The sequence below is a fragment of the Pseudomonas fakonensis genome (genome assembly GCF_019139895.1).
In the GTDB taxonomy this organism is placed as follows: domain Bacteria; phylum Pseudomonadota; class Gammaproteobacteria; order Pseudomonadales; family Pseudomonadaceae; genus Aquipseudomonas; species Aquipseudomonas fakonensis.
Genome location: NZ_CP077076.1, coordinates 5,829,838 through 5,847,570, shown reverse-complemented (window position 1 = coordinate 5,847,570; position 17,733 = coordinate 5,829,838). Strand labels below are relative to the sequence as shown.

At 64.3% G+C, this 17,733-nt stretch carries 19 protein-coding genes; 6 read left to right on the top strand and 13 right to left on the bottom strand.

All coding sequences use genetic code 11. The annotated features are described in order from the left end of the window. Positions 1-38: 38 nt before the first annotated feature. From KSS94_RS25785 to KSS94_RS25770, 4 genes are all read right to left on the bottom strand, one after another. A complete protein-coding gene (locus KSS94_RS25785; protein WP_217840841.1) occupies positions 39-701 on the bottom strand; it encodes a TetR/AcrR family transcriptional regulator in 663 nt (220 codons plus the stop codon). Further along, positions 701-2,278, bottom strand: a complete 1,578-nt coding sequence (gene gshA / locus KSS94_RS25780) for a glutamate--cysteine ligase (RefSeq protein ID WP_437179985.1) — start codon at positions 2,276-2,278, stop codon at positions 701-703. Before gshA ends, KSS94_RS25785 begins: the two co-directional genes overlap by 1 nt. A gap of 241 nt (positions 2,279-2,519) precedes the next feature. Continuing rightward, positions 2,520-2,903 carry a PaaI family thioesterase gene (locus KSS94_RS25775; RefSeq protein WP_217840839.1) on the bottom strand — a complete coding sequence of 128 codons (384 nt, stop codon included), beginning with the start codon at positions 2,901-2,903 and terminating at the stop codon, positions 2,520-2,522. Further along, positions 2,903-5,230 carry a Tex family protein gene (locus tag KSS94_RS25770; protein ID WP_217840838.1) on the bottom strand — a complete coding sequence of 776 codons (2,328 nt, stop codon included), beginning with the start codon at positions 5,228-5,230 and terminating at the stop codon, positions 2,903-2,905. Before KSS94_RS25770 ends, KSS94_RS25775 begins: the two co-directional genes overlap by 1 nt. Positions 5,231-5,458: 228 nt before the next feature. Between KSS94_RS25770 and ompR the strand changes: the two genes are divergently transcribed. Both ompR and KSS94_RS25760 read left to right on the top strand, forming a co-directional pair. Further along, on the top strand, positions 5,459-6,199 hold the full coding sequence (ompR, locus tag KSS94_RS25765) for an osmolarity response regulator transcription factor OmpR (protein ID WP_217840837.1): 741 nt from the start codon (positions 5,459-5,461) through the stop codon (positions 6,197-6,199). 103 nt (positions 6,200-6,302) lie between these two features. Next, a complete protein-coding gene (locus tag KSS94_RS25760) occupies positions 6,303-7,616 on the top strand; it encodes an ATP-binding protein (protein WP_217840836.1) in 1,314 nt (437 codons plus the stop codon). A 61-nt stretch (positions 7,617-7,677) separates the two neighbouring features. On the opposite strand, the gene rimK is transcribed toward KSS94_RS25760, so the two are convergent. Further along, the gene (gene rimK, locus KSS94_RS25755) at positions 7,678-8,583 is read right to left on the bottom strand and encodes a 30S ribosomal protein S6--L-glutamate ligase (RefSeq protein ID WP_084942096.1); all 906 of its coding nucleotides are present in this window, start codon (positions 8,581-8,583) and stop codon (positions 7,678-7,680) included. Next, positions 8,580-9,062, bottom strand: coding sequence for a retropepsin-like aspartic endopeptidase RimB (gene rimB / locus KSS94_RS25750; protein ID WP_217840835.1), 483 nt, complete (start codon positions 9,060-9,062; stop codon positions 8,580-8,582). Before rimB ends, rimK begins: the two co-directional genes overlap by 4 nt. 109 nt (positions 9,063-9,171) lie before the next feature. Here rimB and KSS94_RS25745 point away from each other — a divergent pair, with 109 nt between their 5' ends. Further along, positions 9,172-9,573 (top strand): RNA-binding S4 domain-containing protein, encoded by a 402-nt coding sequence (locus tag KSS94_RS25745; protein WP_217840834.1) that lies wholly within the window; start codon positions 9,172-9,174, stop codon positions 9,571-9,573. Between the two features lie 95 nt (positions 9,574-9,668). On the opposite strand, the gene KSS94_RS25740 is transcribed toward KSS94_RS25745, so the two are convergent. Further along, positions 9,669-10,469, bottom strand: coding sequence for a phosphatase PAP2 family protein (locus tag KSS94_RS25740; protein ID WP_217840833.1), 801 nt, complete (start codon positions 10,467-10,469; stop codon positions 9,669-9,671). Positions 10,470-10,578: 109 nt separating this feature from the next. On the opposite strand from KSS94_RS25740, the gene hslO reads away from it, so the two are divergent. Both hslO and KSS94_RS25730 read left to right on the top strand, forming a co-directional pair. Further along, positions 10,579-11,478, top strand: a complete 900-nt coding sequence (gene hslO, locus KSS94_RS25735; protein WP_217840832.1) for an Hsp33 family molecular chaperone HslO — start codon at positions 10,579-10,581, stop codon at positions 11,476-11,478. Positions 11,479-11,657: 179 nt separating this feature from the next. Then, complete coding sequence (locus KSS94_RS25730) at positions 11,658-13,205, top strand: phosphoenolpyruvate carboxykinase (RefSeq protein ID WP_217840831.1); 1,548 nt, start codon at positions 11,658-11,660, stop codon at positions 13,203-13,205. 58 nt (positions 13,206-13,263) lie between these two features. Here the strand turns inward: KSS94_RS25730 and KSS94_RS25725 are convergent, their stop codons facing one another. Beyond that, positions 13,264-13,536 (bottom strand): type II toxin-antitoxin system RelE/ParE family toxin, encoded by a 273-nt coding sequence (locus KSS94_RS25725; protein ID WP_217840830.1) that lies wholly within the window; start codon positions 13,534-13,536, stop codon positions 13,264-13,266. Continuing rightward, positions 13,536-13,979, bottom strand: a complete 444-nt coding sequence (locus KSS94_RS25720) for a ParC-related protein (RefSeq protein WP_217840829.1) — start codon at positions 13,977-13,979, stop codon at positions 13,536-13,538. Before KSS94_RS25720 ends, KSS94_RS25725 begins: the two co-directional genes overlap by 1 nt. A gap of 128 nt (positions 13,980-14,107) precedes the next feature. Here KSS94_RS25720 and KSS94_RS25715 point away from each other — a divergent pair, with 128 nt between their 5' ends. After that, positions 14,108-14,542, top strand: a complete 435-nt coding sequence (locus KSS94_RS25715; RefSeq protein WP_217840828.1) for an acyl-CoA thioesterase — start codon at positions 14,108-14,110, stop codon at positions 14,540-14,542. On the opposite strand, the gene KSS94_RS25710 is transcribed toward KSS94_RS25715, so the two are convergent. The 4 genes from KSS94_RS25710 to KSS94_RS25695 all read right to left on the bottom strand — a co-directional run bounded on the left by KSS94_RS25710 (position 14,532) and on the right by KSS94_RS25695 (position 17,724). Then, positions 14,532-15,185 (bottom strand): response regulator, encoded by a 654-nt coding sequence (locus KSS94_RS25710; RefSeq protein WP_217840827.1) that lies wholly within the window; start codon positions 15,183-15,185, stop codon positions 14,532-14,534. The two genes, KSS94_RS25715 and KSS94_RS25710, sit on opposite strands and share 11 nt — an antisense overlap. Before the next feature lie 152 nt (positions 15,186-15,337). Then, complete coding sequence (locus KSS94_RS25705) at positions 15,338-16,411, bottom strand: protein-glutamate methylesterase/protein-glutamine glutaminase (protein WP_217840826.1); 1,074 nt, start codon at positions 16,409-16,411, stop codon at positions 15,338-15,340. Next, positions 16,408-17,208 carry a CheR family methyltransferase gene (locus KSS94_RS25700; protein ID WP_217840825.1) on the bottom strand — a complete coding sequence of 267 codons (801 nt, stop codon included), beginning with the start codon at positions 17,206-17,208 and terminating at the stop codon, positions 16,408-16,410. Before KSS94_RS25700 ends, KSS94_RS25705 begins: the two co-directional genes overlap by 4 nt. Positions 17,209-17,211: 3 nt before the next feature. Next, on the bottom strand, positions 17,212-17,724 hold the full coding sequence (locus KSS94_RS25695; RefSeq protein WP_217840824.1) for a chemotaxis protein CheW: 513 nt from the start codon (positions 17,722-17,724) through the stop codon (positions 17,212-17,214). Positions 17,725-17,733 lie beyond the last annotated feature (9 nt).

Sequence of the window (17,733 nt, the reverse complement as noted above, 5' to 3'; positions counted from 1 at the left end):
GTGGCAGGTGAAGCCACCATTGAAGTGATCCGGGCGCCTCAGCAGGCGGTATCAGTGTATGTATGGCCTTGGCTGCGCAGGGGCAGGAAGGGCGGCAGGTACAACGACAGGTAGGCCTCGAACACACGCATGCCTTCTTCGGCCATGCGCGGGGTTATCTGCTCGAACAGTTGCATGGAGCGTGCGTAGACGCGGTCGCTCAGTTCCATGGCCAGGGCGAACACATCGACGTCTGCAGGCAGGCTCGGCAGCTGGAAATGCTGGTCGAACAGGCGCTGCATCAGCTCGCCCAGTTCCAGGTCGTGCTGGCGGTCGGCCTGCACCACTTCGCTGAGCCCGTGCTGGGCGAGGATCAACTGCCGTGCCGCGGCGTCCCCGTTGTAGATGTCCAGCATGCGCTGCTCGATCAACCGCGACAGGCCGTGCCAGGTGCTGAACGCGGCGCTGTCGATGGGCGCGCTCAGGGCCTCGCGGAAGGCCCGGTGCACATCGGCAGTCAGCGCCTCGAGCAACGCCGGTACGCTGGCGAAAAAGTGGTACACCGACGACGGCGGAATCTGCGCCCGTTCCGCCACGCTGTAGATCGACAGCCCCGCCACCCCTTGCCCGGCCAACAGCTCGCGCGCCGCCGCCAGGATCGCCTCGATCCTGGCCTGGCTGCTGGCGCGCGGTTTGCGCGGGGTAGGGGCAGGGCGGTTCATCAGTTGCTGATGGCCAGGATACTGGCCTGGTAGGCACCGACGAACAGGTCGAAGTCACCGACTTCTTCCTGCTCGAGCTCCGACTGCTTGGCCAGCGACTCGCGGGCCAGGGTTTCGAAAGCCTGTTGCTGCTCGATGCTCAGTGGCTGCTCACGGAAGGTTTCGGCATGCAGGCGGCTCTGGCGCAGGGAGAACTGCACGAAGCTCTCGTCGTGCTCGGTCATGCGCGCCAGCACCTGGGCCGACGGGGTCAGGGAGGTGTCGTCGACCTTGGCTTGTTGGGACTCCAGCGCCTTGGCGTGCTCGCTGCCGCCTTGTGCCTGGTCTAGCAGCGCGGCCAGCTGGCCGATGCGCGTGATCAGCTCGCTGGCCCACTGCTTGAGCGCCACTGGCTGGCCGTCACGGTGCAGCGCAAGGCCCGGGCGCCGGCCTTCCTTGACCACGGTCAGGAAGTTGTTGGTGCACTGGCCGCATTCGCCGTTGTCCAGCGGCGGGCTGTCTTCCAGGGCACAGAACAGCAGGAAGGCGTCGAGGAAACGCGCCTCGGTGATATCGATACCCACCGGCAGGAACGGGTTGATGTCCAGGCAGCGCACTTCGACGTACTGCACGCCGCGCGAAGTCAGGGCCTGGATCGGCCGCTCGCCGGTGTAGGTGACGCGCTTGGGGCGGATGTTCGAGTAGTACTCGTTCTCGATCTGCAGGATGTTGGTGTTCAGTTGCACCCACTCGCCATCCACGTGCGTGCCGACCTCGACATAGGGCGGGTACGGCGTGCCCACGGCTTTGCGCAGGCTGTCGGTGTAGCTGGCCAGGTTGTTGTAGCAAGGCGTCAGGCCCGCCTGGGCGTTGCTCTGGTAACCCAGGTCGCTCATGCGCAGGCTGGTGGCGTAGGGCAGGTACAGGGTTTCGCCGTCCAGCTCTTCAAGCTGGTGCGGGCGGCCACGCAAGAAGCCTTTGTCCAGCGTGGGCGATGCGCCGAACAGGTACATCAACAGCCAGCTGTAGCGGCGGAAGTTGCGAATCAGCGCGATGTACGCCGAGGACTGGTAGTCGCGGTCGTCTTCGGTGCTGCCTTCTTCGGCGCGCAGCAGTGGCCACAGCGCCTCGGGCAGCGAGAAGTTGTAGTGGATGCCGGCGATGCACTGCATGGTGCGCCCGTAACGCAGGGCCAGGCCCTTGCGGTACACGTGCTTGAGCTTGCCGATGTTGGAGGTGCCGTATTCGGCGATCGGGATGTCTTCCTCGGCTGGCAGGGCGCATGGCATCGACGGGCTCCACAGGTACTCGTCGCCCAGCTTGCTGTAGACGAAGCGGTGCACCTGCTCGAGGCTCTCGAGCACCTGGACGGGGTCGGCCAGGGCCGGGGTGATGAACTCCAGCAGCGACTCGGAGTAGTCGGTGGTGATCTGTTCGTTGGTCAGCGCCGAACCCAGGGCTTCGGGGTGCGGGGTCTGGGCCAGGCGACCGTCGTGGGTCACGCGCAGGCATTCGCGCTCAATGCCGTGCAGGCACTGCTTGAGCAGGTCGAGGTTGTCGCCGAGCAAGCTCAGGCGGCGGTTGAGGAGGTCGCTCAAGATGGATTCCTTCACGCGTCAGTCGCCCCAATATGGGGGTGGAGGTGACGGTCTACAAGGGTAGTTGGGAAAGGAACTGGCGTTGTCGCCTGGTTTACGCGGTTCCGGCAACGGGCTGGGTCGCAGCCATCGCCGACAAGCCGGCTCCTACACTGATCCCTGTAGGAGCCGGCTTGCCGGCGATGGGCCGCAAAGCGGCCCCACAATGTTGCTGAAAATACCGCAGATGGGGCTACAGGAGCTAGAGAACCGCGAAGGTTCCCTGCGCCTTGGCCACCAGCTTGTCGCCCTGGAACACGTCGGCGTCGACCACCAGGGTGCGGCGCCCGGCGTGCAGCACCCGGGCGGTGCAGAGTACTTCGCCGTCACTGACCGCGCGCATGTAGTTGATCTTGCACTCGATGGTCACGCTCTGCTGGTCGAAACCGTGGCTGGCCGAGCAGGCCAGGCCCATGGCGATGTCCACCAGGCTGAAGATCGCCCCGCCGTGCAGCTTCTGGCCGCGGTTGCGCAGGTGCGGCTCGAGCGCCAGGGCCACCTCGGCGACGCCTGTGTCCAGGCGTTGCAGGCGGCAGCCCAGCAACTGGCTGAAGGCGCTCTGGACGTACTCCTTCGGTACGTCCATCACTTTTTCTTCAGCTGCTTGGCGTTGGCGAACAGCGCGGCCATGGCGTTGTTGGCCGGGGCGGCAGTGGCGGTTTCGCGCGGGCGTGGCGCCTGCTGCTGGCGGTTGCCGCCATTGCCGCCGCGGTTACCACCACGGTTGCCCTCGACCTTCTCGCCCGGGGTGTCGCCCATGCGCATCGACAGGCCCACACGCTTGCGCGGGATGTCCACTTCCATGACCTTGACCTTGACCACGTCGCCGGCCTTGACCGCTTCACGCGGGTCCTTGACGAACTTTTCCGACAGCGCCGAGATGTGCACCAGGCCGTCCTGGTGCACGCCGATGTCGACGAAGGCGCCGAAGTTGGTGACGTTGGTCACCACACCTTCGAGGATCATGCCTGGCTCCAGGTCCTTGAGGTCCTCGACGCCGTCCTGGAAGGTCGCGGTCTTGAACTCCGGGCGCGGGTCGCGGCCGGGCTTGTCGAGCTCCTGCAGGATGTCGGTGACGGTCGGCAGGCCGAAAGTCTCGTCGGTGAACTTCTTAGGGTCCAGGCGCTTGAGGAAACCGCTGTCGCCGATCAGCGAGCGGATATCACGGTCGGTGCCGGCGGCGATGCGCTGCACCAGCGGGTAGGCCTCCGGGTGCACCGCCGAGGCATCCAGCGGGTTGTCGCCGTTCATCACGCGCAGGAAGCCCGCCGCCTGCTCGAAGGTTTTCTCGCCCAGGCGGCTGACTTTTTTCAGCGCCGCACGGGTGGCGAACGGGCCGTTGGCGTCGCGGTGGGCGACGATGTTCTGCGCAAGCGTCGCGTTCAGGCCGGAAATGCGGGTCAGCAGGGCCACGGAGGCGGTGTTGACGTCCACGCCCACGGCGTTCACGCAGTCCTCGACCACAGCGTCCAGGCCGCGGGCCAGCTTCACCTGCGACACATCGTGCTGGTACTGGCCGACGCCGATGGATTTCGGGTCGATCTTCACCAGCTCCGCCAGCGGGTCCTGCAGGCGGCGGGCGATGGACACCGCGCCACGGATCGACACGTCCAGGTCGGGGAATTCACGGGCGGCCAGTTCCGAGGCCGAGTACACCGAGGCGCCAGCCTCGGAAACCATGATCTTGGTGATTTTCAGGGCTGGGTATTTTTTAACCAGCTCGGCCACCAGCTTGTCGCTCTCGCGGCTGGCGGTGCCGTTGCCGATGGCGATCAGCTCTACCGAGTGCTTGGCGCACAGCGCGGCCATGATGGAAATGGTGCGGTCCCAGTCGTTCTTCGGTGCGTGCGGGTACACCGTGGTGTGGTCCAGCAGCTTGCCGGTGGCATCGACCACGGCGATCTTGCAGCCGGTGCGCAGGCCCGGGTCGAAACCGAGGGTTGCGCGCGGGCCTGCCGGGGCGGCCAGCAGCAGGTCGTGAAGGTTGTGGGCGAACACGTTGATCGCCTCGCCTTCGGCGTTGTCGCGCAGTTCGCCGAACAGGTCGGTCTCAAGGTGGGTGTACAGCTTGACCTTCCAGGTCCAGCGCACCACCTCGCCCAGCCACTTGTCGGCCGGGCGGTTGCGGTTTTCCACGCCAACGTGGTCGGCGATCATCAGTTCGCACGGGTGCAGGGTGCCCGGCAGTTCTTCGCCGACTTTCAGCGAAGCGCTGAGCACGCCTTCGTTGCGCCCGCGGAAGATCGCCAGGGCGCGGTGCGACGGGGCGCTGCGCAGCAGTTCGTCATGGGCGAAGTAGTCGCGGAACTTGGCGCCCTCTTCTTCCTTGCCGGCCACCACGCGGGCGCTTAGCACCGCGTCCTGCTTGAGGAAGCTGCGCAGCTTGTCGAGCAGGGCGGCGTCTTCGGCGAAGCGCTCCATGAGGATGTACTTGGCGCCTTCCAGCGCGGCCTTGACGTCGGCCACGCCTTTTTCTGCGTCGATAAAGCGCGCGGCCTCGGCTTCTGGGGCCAGTTGCGGGTCGTTGAACAGGCCGTCGGCCAGCTCGCCCAGGCCGGCTTCCAGGGCGATCTGGCCCTTGGTGCGGCGCTTTTGCTTGTACGGCAGGTACAGGTCTTCGAGGCGGGTCTTGGTGTCGGCCAGCTTGATTTCGCGGGCCAGTTCCGGGGTCAGCTTGCCCTGCTCCTCGATGCTCGAGAGGATGCTGGCGCGGCGCTCGTCGAGTTCGCGCAGGTAGCGCAGGCGCTCTTCCAGGTGGCGCAGTTGCGTGTCGTCCAGGCTGCCGGTCACTTCCTTGCGGTAACGGGCGATGAAGGGCACGGTCGAGCCTTCGTCCAACAGGCCCACGGCCGCCTCGACCTGTTGTGGGCGAACGCCCAGTTCCTCGGCGATACGGCTGTTGATGCTGTCCATGTAAACCACCTGACAATTGTGAAAACGGGGGCCGCAAGAGGGGCCTGGGCCCGGCGGCGCTGGATGAAAGCCGCGCATTATACCCATCGCGCCGGGGTTGCGGTGATAGCCCGGCGCCAGCGGGCAGTGGCATGGAAGTGGCAGCGTGGGAAAAATCTGCTAACAATGCACACGGCACGCGTTGCAATGGCTACGCCATAATGCGCGGCGATCTTAGAGGAGTGACAGATGACCAGCACCGCAAACAACGCTGAAGGCGAAAAGATTCTCATCGTCGACGATGACCCGGGCCTGAGCAGCCTGCTGGACCGTTTCTTCACCAGCAAGGGCTACCGCGTGCGCACCGTGCCCAACGTCGAACAGATGGACCGCCTGCTGGCCCGTGAAGTGTTCAACCTGGTGGTGCTCGACCTGATGCTGCCCGGCGAAGACGGCCTGTCCGCGTGCAAGCGCCTGCGCGCCTCCAACAACCTGATCCCGATCATCATGCTCACCGCCAAGGGCGATGAGCTCAGCCGCATCAAGGGCCTTGAACTGGGTGCCGACGACTACCTGGCCAAGCCGTTCAACCCCGATGAGCTGGTGGCCCGGGTCAAGGCCGTGCTGCGCCGCCAGGCCCCGAGCGTGCCGGGCGCGCCCGGCAGCGAGGAAGAAACCGTCACCTTTGGCGACTACGAGCTGTCGCTGGCCACCCGCGAGCTCAAGCGCGGCGACGAGACGCACATGCTGACCACCGGTGAATTCGCCGTGCTCAAGGCCCTGGTGATGCACGCCCGCGAGCCGCTGACCCGCGACAAGCTGATGAACCTGGCCCGTGGCCGCGAATGGGACGCCCTGGAGCGCTCCATCGATGTTCAGATCTCGCGCCTGCGCCGCATGATCGAACCCGACCCGTCCAAGCCGCGCTACATCCAGACCGTATGGGGCGTGGGCTACGTCTTCGTGCCGGACGGAAACGCCGCCAAATGAGCCTGTCGGCTCGGCATGGCGCAACAGGGCGGCTCCACGGGGCCGCCCTGTTTTCGTCTGTGCCGCCCGTCTTTTCGCTGCCCTTGCAAGCTAGTAGTCATTGATGAAAACCCCTCTCTGGTTCCCGCAAAGCTTCTTCGCCCGCACCCTGTGGCTGGTACTGATCGTCGTGCTGTTCTCCAAGGCGCTGACGCTGGTGTACCTGCTGATGAACGAGGACGTGCTGGTGGACCGCCAGTACAGCCACGGCGTGGCGCTGACCCTGCGCGCCTACTGGGCAGCGGATGAAGAAAACCGCGATCAGATCGCCGAAGCCGCCGGGCTGATCCGGGTGACCGGCTCGGGTGTGCCCGAAGGCGAGCAGCACTGGCCCTACAGCGAGATCTACCAGCGCCAGATGCAGGCCGAACTGGGCGAGGACACCGAGGTGCGCCTGCGCATCCACGCGCCGCCGGCGTTGTGGGTCAACGCGCCGAGCCTTGGTCCGGGCTGGCTGAAGGTGCCGCTGTACCCACACCCGTTGCGCGGGCAAAAAATCTGGAACGTGCTGGGCTGGTTCCTGGCCATCGGCCTGTTGTCCACTGCCTCGGCGTGGATCTTCGTGCGCCAGCTCAACCAGCCGCTCAAACGCCTGGTGTTCGCCGCCCGCCAGCTGGGCCAGGGGCGTAGCGTGCGCCTGCCGATCAGCGACACCCCCAGCGAGATGACCGAGGTGTACCGCGCCTTCAACCAGATGGCCGAGGATGTCGAGCAGGCCGGGCGTGAGCGCGAGCTGATGCTGGCGGGGGTTTCCCACGACCTGCGCACGCCGCTGACCCGTTTACGCCTGTCGTTGTCGCTGATGGACCACGAGAGTGACCTGAGCGATGACATGGTGCGCGACATCGAGGACATGGACGCGATCCTCGACCAGTTCCTGGCGTTCATCCGCGACGGGCGTGACGAGCCGGTGGAGGAGGTCGACTTCAACGAGCTGATCCGCGAAGTGGTGGCGCCCTACAACCAGCCCGACGAGCGGGTGCGCCTGTGCCTGGAGCCGATCCCGCCGTTCCCGCTGCGCCGGGTGTCGCTCAAGCGCATGCTGGGCAACCTGATCGGCAACGCGTTGCACCACGCCGGCAAGGGCGTGGAAGTGGCGGCCTACGTATCGGGTGAACAAAGCGCGCCGTACGTGGTGCTGAGCGTGCTGGACCGCGGCACCGGCATCGACGAGTCGGAGCTTGAGACCATCTTCAACCCGTTCATCCGTGGCGACCGTGCCCGTGGCGGCAAAGGCACCGGGCTGGGGTTGGCGATCGTCAAGCGCATTGCCGCGCAGCATGGCGGCAATGTCGAGCTGCGTAACCGTTCAGGTGGCGGCATCGAGGCGCGGGTACGCTTGCCGTTGGGGTTGTTGCTGCCGCGCGATGCGGTGTAAAGGCCCATCGCCGGCAAGCCGGCTCCTACATGGGACCTGTGTAGGAGTCGGCGATTGGGTTTCAGCCTTTACCCTTGGTCCGGGTCTGATTAGGCCCGCCGTTCTTTTCCAGGTGTTCGATGATCATCCCGGCCACATCCTTGCCGGTAGTCACCTCGATGCCCTCGAGCCCGGGTGAAGAGTTCACCTCCATCACCAACGGCCCGTGGTTGGAACGCAAGATATCCACCCCGGCCACGCTCAGCCCCATCACCTTGGCCGCGCGGATCGCGGTCATGCGCTCTTCGGGGGTGATCTTGATCAGGCTGGCCACGCCGCCGCGGTGCAGGTTGGAGCGGAACTCACCCGGCTTGGCCTGGCGCTTCATCGAGGCGATCACCTTGTCACCGACCACGAAGCAGCGAATGTCGGCGCCGCCGGCCTCCTTGATGTACTCCTGCACCATGATGTTCTGCTTCAGGCCCATGAACGCCTCGATCACCGATTCGGCGGCCTTGGTGGTCTCGCACAGCACCACGCCGATGCCCTGGGTGCCTTCGAGCACCTTGATCACCAGCGGCGCGCCGTTGACCATCTGGATCAGGTCGGGGATGTCGTCTGGCGAGTGGGCGAAGCCTGTGATCGGCAAGCCGATGCCGCGACGCGACAGCAGTTGCAGCGAGCGCAGCTTGTCCCGCGAGCGGGCGATGGCCACCGACTCGTTGAGCGGGTAGACGCCCATCATCTCGAACTGGCGCAGCACCGCGCAGCCATAGAAGGTCACCGAGGCGCCAATGCGCGGAATGACCGCGTCGAAGCCCTCCAGCGGCTTGCCGCGGTAGTGGATCTGCGGCTTGTGGCTGGCGATGTTCATATAGGCCCGCAGCGTGTCGATCACCACCACTTCGTGGCCCCGTTGGGTGCCGGCCTCGACCAGGCGGCGGGTGGAATACAGACGCGGATTACGCGAAAGCACAGCGATCTTCATGCAGCACCTGTGACAGGGGAAAGGGTGGCCGGGAAGGCCGGTTTGTCCTGGACGTACTTGACGCCGGGGTTGACCACCAGTTGACCGTGGACCAGGGCCTTCGATCCCAGCAACAGGCGGTAGCGCATGCTCTTGCGACAAGCCAGGGTGAACTCCACCTCCCACACCCGATCGCCCAGGGCCAGTGGCGTGCGGATCACGTAGCGGGTCTGGGCGTGGCCGTTGGAGCTCTTGATGGTTTTCATGGTTACCAGTGGCGCCTCGCAGCGGCGGTGGCGCAGTTGCACCACGGTGCCAAGGTGCGCATTGAAGCGTACCCACGGCTGGCCGTCGCGCTCGAAGGTTTCGATTTCGGTGGCATGCAGGCTGGAGGTGCTGGCGCCGGTGTCGATCTTGGCCCGCAGGCCGGCGACGCCGAGGTCGGGCAGGGCGACCCATTCGCGCAGGCCGATCACAGTCAGGTGGTCAAATGTCTTCACTAAGCGTGCCCTGCGGATGAGGTGGTGAACTGTAATGACGGCACGGATTTTTTGCATCCGTCAGTCACGGTAGTACAGTTCCGTGAAAGACAGAATGCGAGGAAAAACCATGGCACAAAAGCCTGAAGACGACGACAAGGTGCGCCTGGACAAATGGCTGTGGGCGGCGCGTTTCTACAAGACCCGCGCGTTGGCCAAGGCAGCCATCGAGAGCGGCAAGGTGCACTGGCGGGGTGAGCGTTGCAAGCCCGGCAAGGAGCCGCGAATAGGCGATGAGTATGTACTGCGCACCGGCTTTGACGAGCGCACGGTGGTGGTCAAGGCGTTGTCAGTGGTGCGCCGTGGCGCGCCAGAGGCGCAGACGCTGTATGAGGAAACCCCGGAAAGCGTGAAGCGCCGCGAGCAGGCGGCCGAGCTGCGCAAGGCAGGGGCATTGGGGATGACCACCGACGGGCGGCCGAACAAGAAGCAGCGCCGGCAGATTCACCAGCTGCATGGCAGTTTCGAGTGAAAGCATCGCGGGGCAAGCCTGCTCCCACAGGGATCGCATAAGCCGCAGGCATTTGCTGTCTCTGTAGGAGCCGGCTTGCCGGCGATGAGGCCGGGTCAGACCGCGCGAATCACGCTCATCCGCCCGACCAGCGGCAGTTTGCCGAGCAAGCTGAACAACGGCGCGGTCCAGCGCACCAGCGCCGAGCTTGCGTGGGCCGCCAGCGGGGTGTGGCAGCTCCAGCCCAGGGCCAGCACGGCCATCAGCAGGCCGCCGATGTAGTCGTCCTGGCCCCAGTGGGCACCGGCCACCAGGCGCGGCATCATGAACAGCAAGGCCAGCGCCCAGATCACCAGGTGCTGCATCAGGCGGCGGCTGAACAGGCTCATGAACAGCGCCCAGATCAGCAGCACCGAGGCGTGGTCACCCGGGAAACTCTGGCTGGAACGGTCCTTGAGCTCCCACTTGGCTTCCAGGTTCGGGTAGTAGTCGCTCAGGTGCACGGCGTCGTCGAAATTCATCGACGGGCTGCTGTGTTGCCAGCCCATTGCACTGACCCACTTGGAAAACAGCGCGCGAATCACCACTAATAGCAACAGCGTGACCAGAAAACCGAAAAACGCCTGGCGCACCTGCACCGCCTTGAACACCCAGTCGCCGCGAACCAGCAGCGCCAGCATGATCAGGCCGACCAGGATGTCGAACGGGCGCAGGCTGCCAATGGCCCAGATGTTGCGCCAGGCGACGTTGTCGGCCAGCGGGGCGTTGAGGCTGTGGAACAGCCATTCGTCGAAAGTCAGGCAGAGGATCTGGCCAACAGGCCATAACCAGAAACACAGTAGTGCGATGGGCAGCAGCGTGCAGGCTGCCAGGGGTCCCCAGGACCACCTCGCTTGGAACAGTGGTCGATTGTCCATAAGATACCTCGATCTCCTAAAGGGCTTGAGCGCCCTTAAAGCGCTCTGCAGCGGGGCTTTTTAGCCGCCTGTTATTATTTTGTCATCATTTTCTGATACTCGGACACCCATGAGCGACTTGCCAGATACCGATTTCACCCAACGTTTCATCTTCGACGAGCGCGATGTGCGCGGCGAGTGGGTGTCTCTCGACGAAAGCTATGCCGCAGTGCTGGCCCGCCACGCCTACCCGAAACCGGTTCAGACGCTGCTCGGCGAGCTGATGGCCGCGACCTCCCTGCTGGTGGGCGCGCTCAAGTTCGACGGACTGCTGATTTTGCAGGCGCGTTCCTCCGGGCCGATCCCGCTGCTGATGGTCGAGTGCTCCGGCGACCGCGAAATCCGCGGCATGGCGCGTTACGAGGCCGAGCAGATCGCAGACGATGCCACCCTGGAACAACTGATGCCCGGTGGTCACCTGACCCTGACCATCGACCCGATCAAGGGCCAGCGCTACCAGGGTACCGTCGACCTTGACGGCGCCGACCTGGCGGAGTGCTTCACCAACTATTTCGTCCAGTCGCAGCAGCTCAACACGCGTTTCTGGCTCAACGCCGAAGGCGGCAAGGCCCGTGGCCTGCTGCTGCAGCAACTGCCGCGTGACCGCCAGCCGGACGATGAAGAGCGCGAAGAAAGCTGGCAGCACGTGGTCGCTCTGGCCAGGACCCTCAAGCCCGAGGAGTGGGCAGAAGGCAACGAAACCCTGTTGCACCGCCTCTACCACGAAGACGCCGTGCGCCTGTTCGACATCCAGCCACTGCGCTTCAATTGCAGCTGCTCGCGCGAACGTTCCGGCAATGCGCTGGTCAGTCTTGGCGAGCAGGACGCCAAGGCGCTGGTCGAGGAATGCGGTGGCACGGTCGAGATCGACTGCCAGTTCTGCAACGAGCGCTATTTCTTCGATGCCAGCGATGTGGCGCAACTGTTTGCCGGTGGTGGCACTGAGTCGGCGTCAGAAACTCGTCACTGAAACGTTAAAGCTCAGGGGAATCTCCTGTCGAATTGCGCAAAAACGCAGTTCTGACAGGAGGGGCCTACTTTTTTTGGGCGTTTCTGGCATAATCCGGCCACTTTTTTCGCTGTAGTAGTTTTTTCAAAGCAACTACAAAACGTTTGGAGCACTCGGCCTCGGGCCGGATGGGGTATCTCATGACGCAAGCCAACAACACCGTGTACACCGACCTGAGCGTCGATGAGCTGGTAAAAGAAGCGCTGTCCCGCGGTGAAGGCGTGCTGGCCGATACTGGCGCACTGGTGGTCGAAACCGGTCACCGTACTGGCCGTTCGCCGGCTGACCGTTTCATCGTCGAAGAACCTTCCACCCAGGACCAGATTGGCTGGGGCCCGATCAACCGCAAGTTCCCGGCCGACAAGTTCGATGCCCTGTGGGACCGCGTCGAGGCGTTCAACAACGCCCAGGATCACTTCGTTTCCTACGTTCACGTAGGGGCTGCGGCCGAGCACTACCTGCCGGTGAAGATGACCACCCAGACCGCCTGGCAGAACCTGTTCGGCCGTTGCCTGTTCATCAACCCGGAGCAGGGCCAGTTCAACCCGGCCAAGCGCGATCAGTGGCAGATCCTCAACGTCGCCAATTTCGTGTGCGAGCCTGAGCGTGACGGCACCAACTCCGATGGCTGCGTGATCATCAACTTCGCCCAGAAGAAGGTGCTGATCGCCGGCATGCGCTACGCCGGTGAAATGAAGAAAGCCATGTTCTCGGTGCAGAACTTCCTGCTGCCGGCCGCCGACGTGCTGCCGATGCACTGCGCCGCCAACATCGGCGAAGCGGGCGACGTGACCCTGTTCTTCGGCCTGTCCGGCACCGGCAAGACCACCCTTTCGGCCGACGAAAGCCGTTACCTGATCGGTGACGACGAGCACGGCTGGGGTGAGGGCGTGGTCTTCAACATCGAAGGCGGTTGCTATGCCAAGTGCATCGACCTGTCCGAGAAGAACGAGCCGGTCATCTGGAAAGCCATCAAGCACGGCGCTGTGCTGGAAAACGTCGTCATCGACGATGCCAAGCACGCCGACTATGCCGACGTCAGCCTGACCCAGAACAGCCGCGCAGCCTACCCGCTGAGCCACGTAGCCAAGGTCTCCGAGAAGAACCTGGGCGGCGAGCCTAACGCCGTCATCTTCCTGACCTGCGACCTGACCGGCGTTCTGCCGCCGGTGTCGATCCTGAACAACGAGCAGGCGGCCTACCACTTCCTGTCCGGCTACACCGCGCTGGTCGGTTCCACCGAAATGGGTTCGGGTAGCGGCATCAAGTCGACCTTCTCCACCTGCTTCGGCGCGCCGTTCTTCCCGCGCCCGGCCGGCGTTTACGCCGAGCTGCTGATCAAGCGCATCAACGCTTTCGGCTCCAAGGTGTACCTGGTCAACACCGGCTGGACCGGCGGTGGCTACGGCGTTGGCAAGCGCTTCAGCATCCCGACCACCCGTGGCGTGATCGCTGCCATCCAGAGCGGTGCTCTGGTCGGCGCCGAAACCGAGCACCTGGACATCATCAACCTGGACGTGCCGAAGGCCGTGCCGGGCGTTGAAACCGAGCTGCTCAACCCGCGCAACACCTGGGCTGACCAGGCTGCCTACGACGAAGCCGCCAAGGGCCTGGCCAAGCTGTTCACCGAGAACTTCAAGAAGTTCGACGTTTCCGACGCCATCAAGGCCGCTGGCCCGCAGTTGTAAGCTGCTAGCCGGTACGGAACAAGAAACCGCCCCTCGGGGCGGTTTTTTGTGCCTGGCATTAGGGCCATTGCTGCCGGACGTGGAGGATACGCAGTACCTTTATGGCTTCATCCATGACTCGGTAGACGATGACGTAGTTTGCCCCTACCGCGATCTCCCGGGTATCGGGGTACCTTCCGGATCTGTAGAGGCGAGGGTAGCGTGCTGCGCGTCTGGCTTTGTCCCTGAATGCCTCGTCCAACGCCTGTGCCGCTGCGGGGTTGTCTTCGGCAATGTAGTCCATGATGTGTAAACGATCCTGCAATGCCATCGCTGACCACAGCAGTCGCATCAGCGCTGGCGGGCCTTGAGGTCAGCGCGACGGGCAGCAAAGAGCTTTTCGGCCTCATGGTCTTCCAGCGCAGGTGATCGATCTTGCAAGCTGGCTTCGACCTGTTCGGCGAACCACGCGTCATAGGCAGCCGCTTCATGGGCCCGTTTGAGCGCCTGGGCCCGATCAGGCCGCTTGTAGGTGCTGATTTGTGCCGGGTTCCAGATCGAGCTGTCGACCTCGAAGTGGTCTATACCCAGTTCATGCAGGTAGCTGACCAGCGTTTCGAATTTCTTGAACAACCTGATATCGCCGCTACGCTGCGCGGTGAGCACGTGCTCCTGATCGTTTATATCGACCTGGATGGCCCAGCCTCCGGGCTGTGCAACGATGTGGGTGGCATTGATGCGGCCACCTTCGGCCAGTCGGCTGAGGTTGGCATGATCCAATTGCTGGGTGGGCATGGGTGTGTGTCTCGGTTTCATTGGGTGCCGACCATCTTATGCAAACTATTGTTGATTGCGACTATAGGCGTTCCGAGGTCATTGTGGGAAGCTTCTGCAAATCATCTAGGGATGCTTAGGACGGCCCCATGACCGAATCCCCCCAACGCTCCGCCTTCTGCCACTTCCACCCCATCCTCACCCGTCCCCAGGACAACGGCCTCAACGGCCACCTTGCGGGCTCCACGGTGCATGGCTTCTTCGAGACCGCCATCCAGGCCTTTCTGGTGGAGCAGGCCGAGCTGGACTTGCGCGACGGTGAACTGGCGGCGTTCGTGGTCAGTTCGGCGGCCGACTTTTTCGCCTTGCCGGCGTTCCCGGATGTGCTCGAAGTGGGCCTGGGCGTGACCCGGCTGGTCGGCAGCACGGTGGAGTTTCGCCTGGCGCTGTTCCGCCCGGGTGATGCCGAGGCCTGTGCGGCCGGCACCCTGGTGCAGGTGTTCATCGAGCGTGCATCCGGGCGGCCGGTGGCGCTGCCCGAAACCTTGCGCCTGATCCTGGCGGGGCTTTCGCTCAATCGTTGAGGCGGATGATGCCCTCGCGCACGGCAAACAGCACAAGGCCCGGCACGTCGTGAATCTGCAGGCGGTGCATGATCTGCGCGCGGTGCGCCTCCACGGTTTTGACGCTCAGGCCCAGGCCGTCGGCGATCGAGCGGGTGCTCTCGCCGCGGGCGATCAGGCGCAGGATCTCCAGCTGGCGCGTGGTCAACTGCGTGGCCGGGTTACTCGCCGAGTGCTGGCGGGTGTGCTTCACCGCCTGGCCGATGACCAGCGGCAATACTGCCGAGCACAGGTATTGGCCACCTGCCTGCAATGACTGCAGGGCCAGCTCCAGCTCCAGCACCGTCGCGCTTTTCAACAGAAACCCCTGGGCGCCCTGGCGCAGGCACTTCATCACGAAGTCCAGCTCGGAGCGCGACGACAGCATCAGCACCGCGCTTTCCGGGGCGCGTACCGACAGCTCGCGCAGGGTCTGTTCGCCCTTGGAGGCAAGCGCGACGTCGAGCAGAATGATCTGCGGCCTGAACTGTTCGGCCAGTGCGACCGTCCCCAGGCTGTCACCCGCTTCGCCGACCACGGCATATTCTTGTTTTTGTTCCAGCAGCGCTCGCAGGCCTGCTCTGAACAGTGGCGAGTCGTCAGCAAGGAGTACACGGCAACGCATAGGCTGTAACCTGTCTTGCAAAATAGAGGGAGCGTTGTTGGCATGGCTCTGGCGGCTGCACTGCGCACAGCCGGCGGGGTTGCGCTCGCTTGTGGTGTGCCCGGGTACCCTTGGCAACAGTCGGTTGAACGTTCGGTATGGCGCCGCCCCTGTCATTCCTGGCCCGCAGGTTCGGCAAACTGGCAGATCACCGCAGGCAATCGCTGCAGCGGCTCGACCTGTTGCGCAGCCCCCATCCTGATGGCTTCCTTGGGCATGCCGAAAACGACGCAGCTGGCTTCGTCTTGGGCAACGGTACAGGCGCCGTGTTCACGCATGGCGAGCAAGCCGCGTGCGCCGTCATCACCCATTCCGGTCATGATGATGCCCAGCGCCTGGCTGCCTGCATGGCGCGCAGCGGAGCGAAACAAGACGTCTACTGAAGGCTTGTGGCGATTGACCGCAGGGCCATCGATCACTTCGACCAGAAACTGCGAACCGCTGCGCTTGAGCTGCATGTGCAGGCCGCCGGGAGCGAGCAGTGCCAACCCGCTCTGCACGCGGTCCAGGTGCCTGGCTTCGCGTACTTCGATCTGGCAGAGGCTGTTGAGCCTGCGGGCAAAATCGGCGGTGAATTTCTCTGGCATGTGTTGAACGATCACAATGCCGGGGCAGTTGCCTGGCAAGCGTCTGAGGATGTACTCCAGCGCCAGGGTGCCGCCTGTCGAACAGCCAAGTGTAACGATTCGCTCACAGGTTTTGAGCCCATACGTCGTAGCGGGCGCAGTTTTTTTTTCGTCCTTCGGCTTGTTGGCAACTGCGCGTGCCGGCAGCGCCCGCGCGGCGTTCTCGACACTGCTCACCAGCTCGCCCTCAAGGTCTTCGAGGGCCTTGCGCAAGCCCAGCCGGGCCTTGGTGAAGATGCCGGCCGCGCCGGCCTTCAGGGCCTGCTCGACCAGCGCCGTACCGGGTTCGGCCAGGCTTGAGCAGATGATGGTTGGCGTGGCGCGCTCGCTCATTACCTGGCGCAGAAAGGTCAGCCCGTCCATGCGCGGCATTTCGAGGTCGAGGATCAGCACGTCGGGCCAGTCCTTGCGCAGCTTGTCGATCGCGTACAGGGGGTCGGCAGCCATGCCGATGACGCGAATGTGCGGGTGTTTTTCCAGTAGTTGCGTGAGCACCTGGCGCACCAGCGCCGAGTCATCGACGATGAACACGCGGATCGGCTCCTTGCCTCGTGTACTCATACCCGCTCGAACACCGATGGCTGCACCAGGCGCAAGGGCAGGTCGAAGCCGTGAATGCTTTCGGCATGGCCGATGAACAACAGCCCGCCCACGCGCAGTTGCCCGACGATCCGCCGGACGATCTCCTGCTTTTGCGCAGGCTCGAAGTAGATCAGCAGGTTGCGCAGGAAAATCACATCGAAGGTGCCCAGGTCTTCGGGCAGTGGCCGGACCACATTGACCTCGCGAAAGCGCACCCGTGAGCGCAGGTTGGCCTGGATGCGCAAACGCCCCTCCATGTCGCCGACACCGCATTGGGCATGGCGGCGCAGCCACCCATCGGGGAAGTAGCGGCTCTGTTCCATGCTGTAGATGCCACGCTCGGCCAGCGCCAGCATGCTCTGGCTGAGGTCGCTGGCCAGCACCGACCAGTCGCCGCCCAGGTGCTCGGCGGCGACCATGGCCAGGCTGTAGGGCTCCTCGCCCGATGAACAGGCCGCACTCCACAGGCGCACGGGCGCGCGCTGCTTGGCCAGCCACTGGCCGAGAAACTCGAAGTGCGGGTGCTCGCGAAAGAAGTAGGTTTCGTTGGTGGTCAGCAAGTCGACCACCAGGCGGCGTTCGCGCTGGTGGGCCGGCTCGGCGATCAGCGCCAGGTACTGGTCGTAGTTGTTGAACTGAAAGTGCCGCAGGCGGCGCATCAGGCGCCCGGCCACCAGCGTGCGTTTGTTGCTGGCCAGGTGTATGCCCGAGGCGTCCTGCATCAGGCGTTGCAATTGCTTGAACTGGGCTTCGCCAAGCTTGGGCAGGCTGAGCATGGGTCAGTCTGCCGCCCTGGCTTGGGCCAGATCCAGCAGGTCCTGGGTCGACAGCACTTGCAGCAGGTTGAGGATGATCAGAAAACCTTGCTCCTGCTGGGCCATGCCGGCAATGAAGTCGACGCGGATCTGTGCACCGAAGGGCGGCGGCGGCAGTACCTGGCGGGTGTCGATGTCATGCACGGCGTCCACGGCATCGACCACCAGGCCAAGCCGCTGGCGGGTGTCTTCCAGGGCCAGCTCGGTGATCACGATGCAGGTGCGTTTGCCCGGCGCGGTGCGGCTCAGGCCAAAGCGCGCCGCGAGGTCCAGCACCGGGACGACGTTGCCGCGCAGGTTGATCACCCCGTGAATGTACTCCGGCATCATCGGCACCCGGGTGACCTCGGCGTACTCGATGATCTCGCGCACCAGGTCGATGGGCAGGGCGTAGCCGGCCTGGCGCACCCGAAAGCTCAGGTGCTGGATGCATTGGGCTTCGGCCAGGTTGCCGAACGAGGCTTGCAGTGCGGTCATGGCACGCTC

Coding starts and splice junctions, on each gene's coding strand:
- KSS94_RS25705 (WP_217840826.1), bottom strand. CDS start 16,411: ATGAGTACACGAGGCAAGGAGCCGATCCGCGTGTTCATCGTCGATGAC.
- KSS94_RS25775 (WP_217840839.1), bottom strand. CDS start 2,903: ATGGACGTACCGAAGGAGTACGTCCAGAGCGCCTTCAGCCAGTTGCTG.
- KSS94_RS25695 (WP_217840824.1), bottom strand. CDS start 17,724: ATGACCGCACTGCAAGCCTCGTTCGGCAACCTGGCCGAAGCCCAATGC.
- hslO (WP_217840832.1), top strand. CDS start 10,579: ATGAGCGACTTGCCAGATACCGATTTCACCCAACGTTTCATCTTCGAC.
- KSS94_RS25700 (WP_217840825.1), bottom strand. CDS start 17,208: ATGCTCAGCCTGCCCAAGCTTGGCGAAGCCCAGTTCAAGCAATTGCAA.
- KSS94_RS25760 (WP_217840836.1), top strand. CDS start 6,303: ATGAAAACCCCTCTCTGGTTCCCGCAAAGCTTCTTCGCCCGCACCCTG.
- KSS94_RS25725 (WP_217840830.1), bottom strand. CDS start 13,536: ATGCGACTGCTGTGGTCAGCGATGGCATTGCAGGATCGTTTACACATC.
- KSS94_RS25745 (WP_217840834.1), top strand. CDS start 9,172: ATGGCACAAAAGCCTGAAGACGACGACAAGGTGCGCCTGGACAAATGG.
- KSS94_RS25715 (WP_217840828.1), top strand. CDS start 14,108: ATGACCGAATCCCCCCAACGCTCCGCCTTCTGCCACTTCCACCCCATC.
- KSS94_RS25710 (WP_217840827.1), bottom strand. CDS start 15,185: ATGCGTTGCCGTGTACTCCTTGCTGACGACTCGCCACTGTTCAGAGCA.
- KSS94_RS25770 (WP_217840838.1), bottom strand. CDS start 5,230: ATGGACAGCATCAACAGCCGTATCGCCGAGGAACTGGGCGTTCGCCCA.
- KSS94_RS25740 (WP_217840833.1), bottom strand. CDS start 10,469: ATGGACAATCGACCACTGTTCCAAGCGAGGTGGTCCTGGGGACCCCTG.
- KSS94_RS25785 (WP_217840841.1), bottom strand. CDS start 701: ATGAACCGCCCTGCCCCTACCCCGCGCAAACCGCGCGCCAGCAGCCAG.
- rimK (WP_084942096.1), bottom strand. CDS start 8,583: ATGAAGATCGCTGTGCTTTCGCGTAATCCGCGTCTGTATTCCACCCGC.
- KSS94_RS25720 (WP_217840829.1), bottom strand. CDS start 13,979: ATGCCCACCCAGCAATTGGATCATGCCAACCTCAGCCGACTGGCCGAA.
- ompR (WP_217840837.1), top strand. CDS start 5,459: ATGACCAGCACCGCAAACAACGCTGAAGGCGAAAAGATTCTCATCGTC.
- KSS94_RS25730 (WP_217840831.1), top strand. CDS start 11,658: ATGACGCAAGCCAACAACACCGTGTACACCGACCTGAGCGTCGATGAG.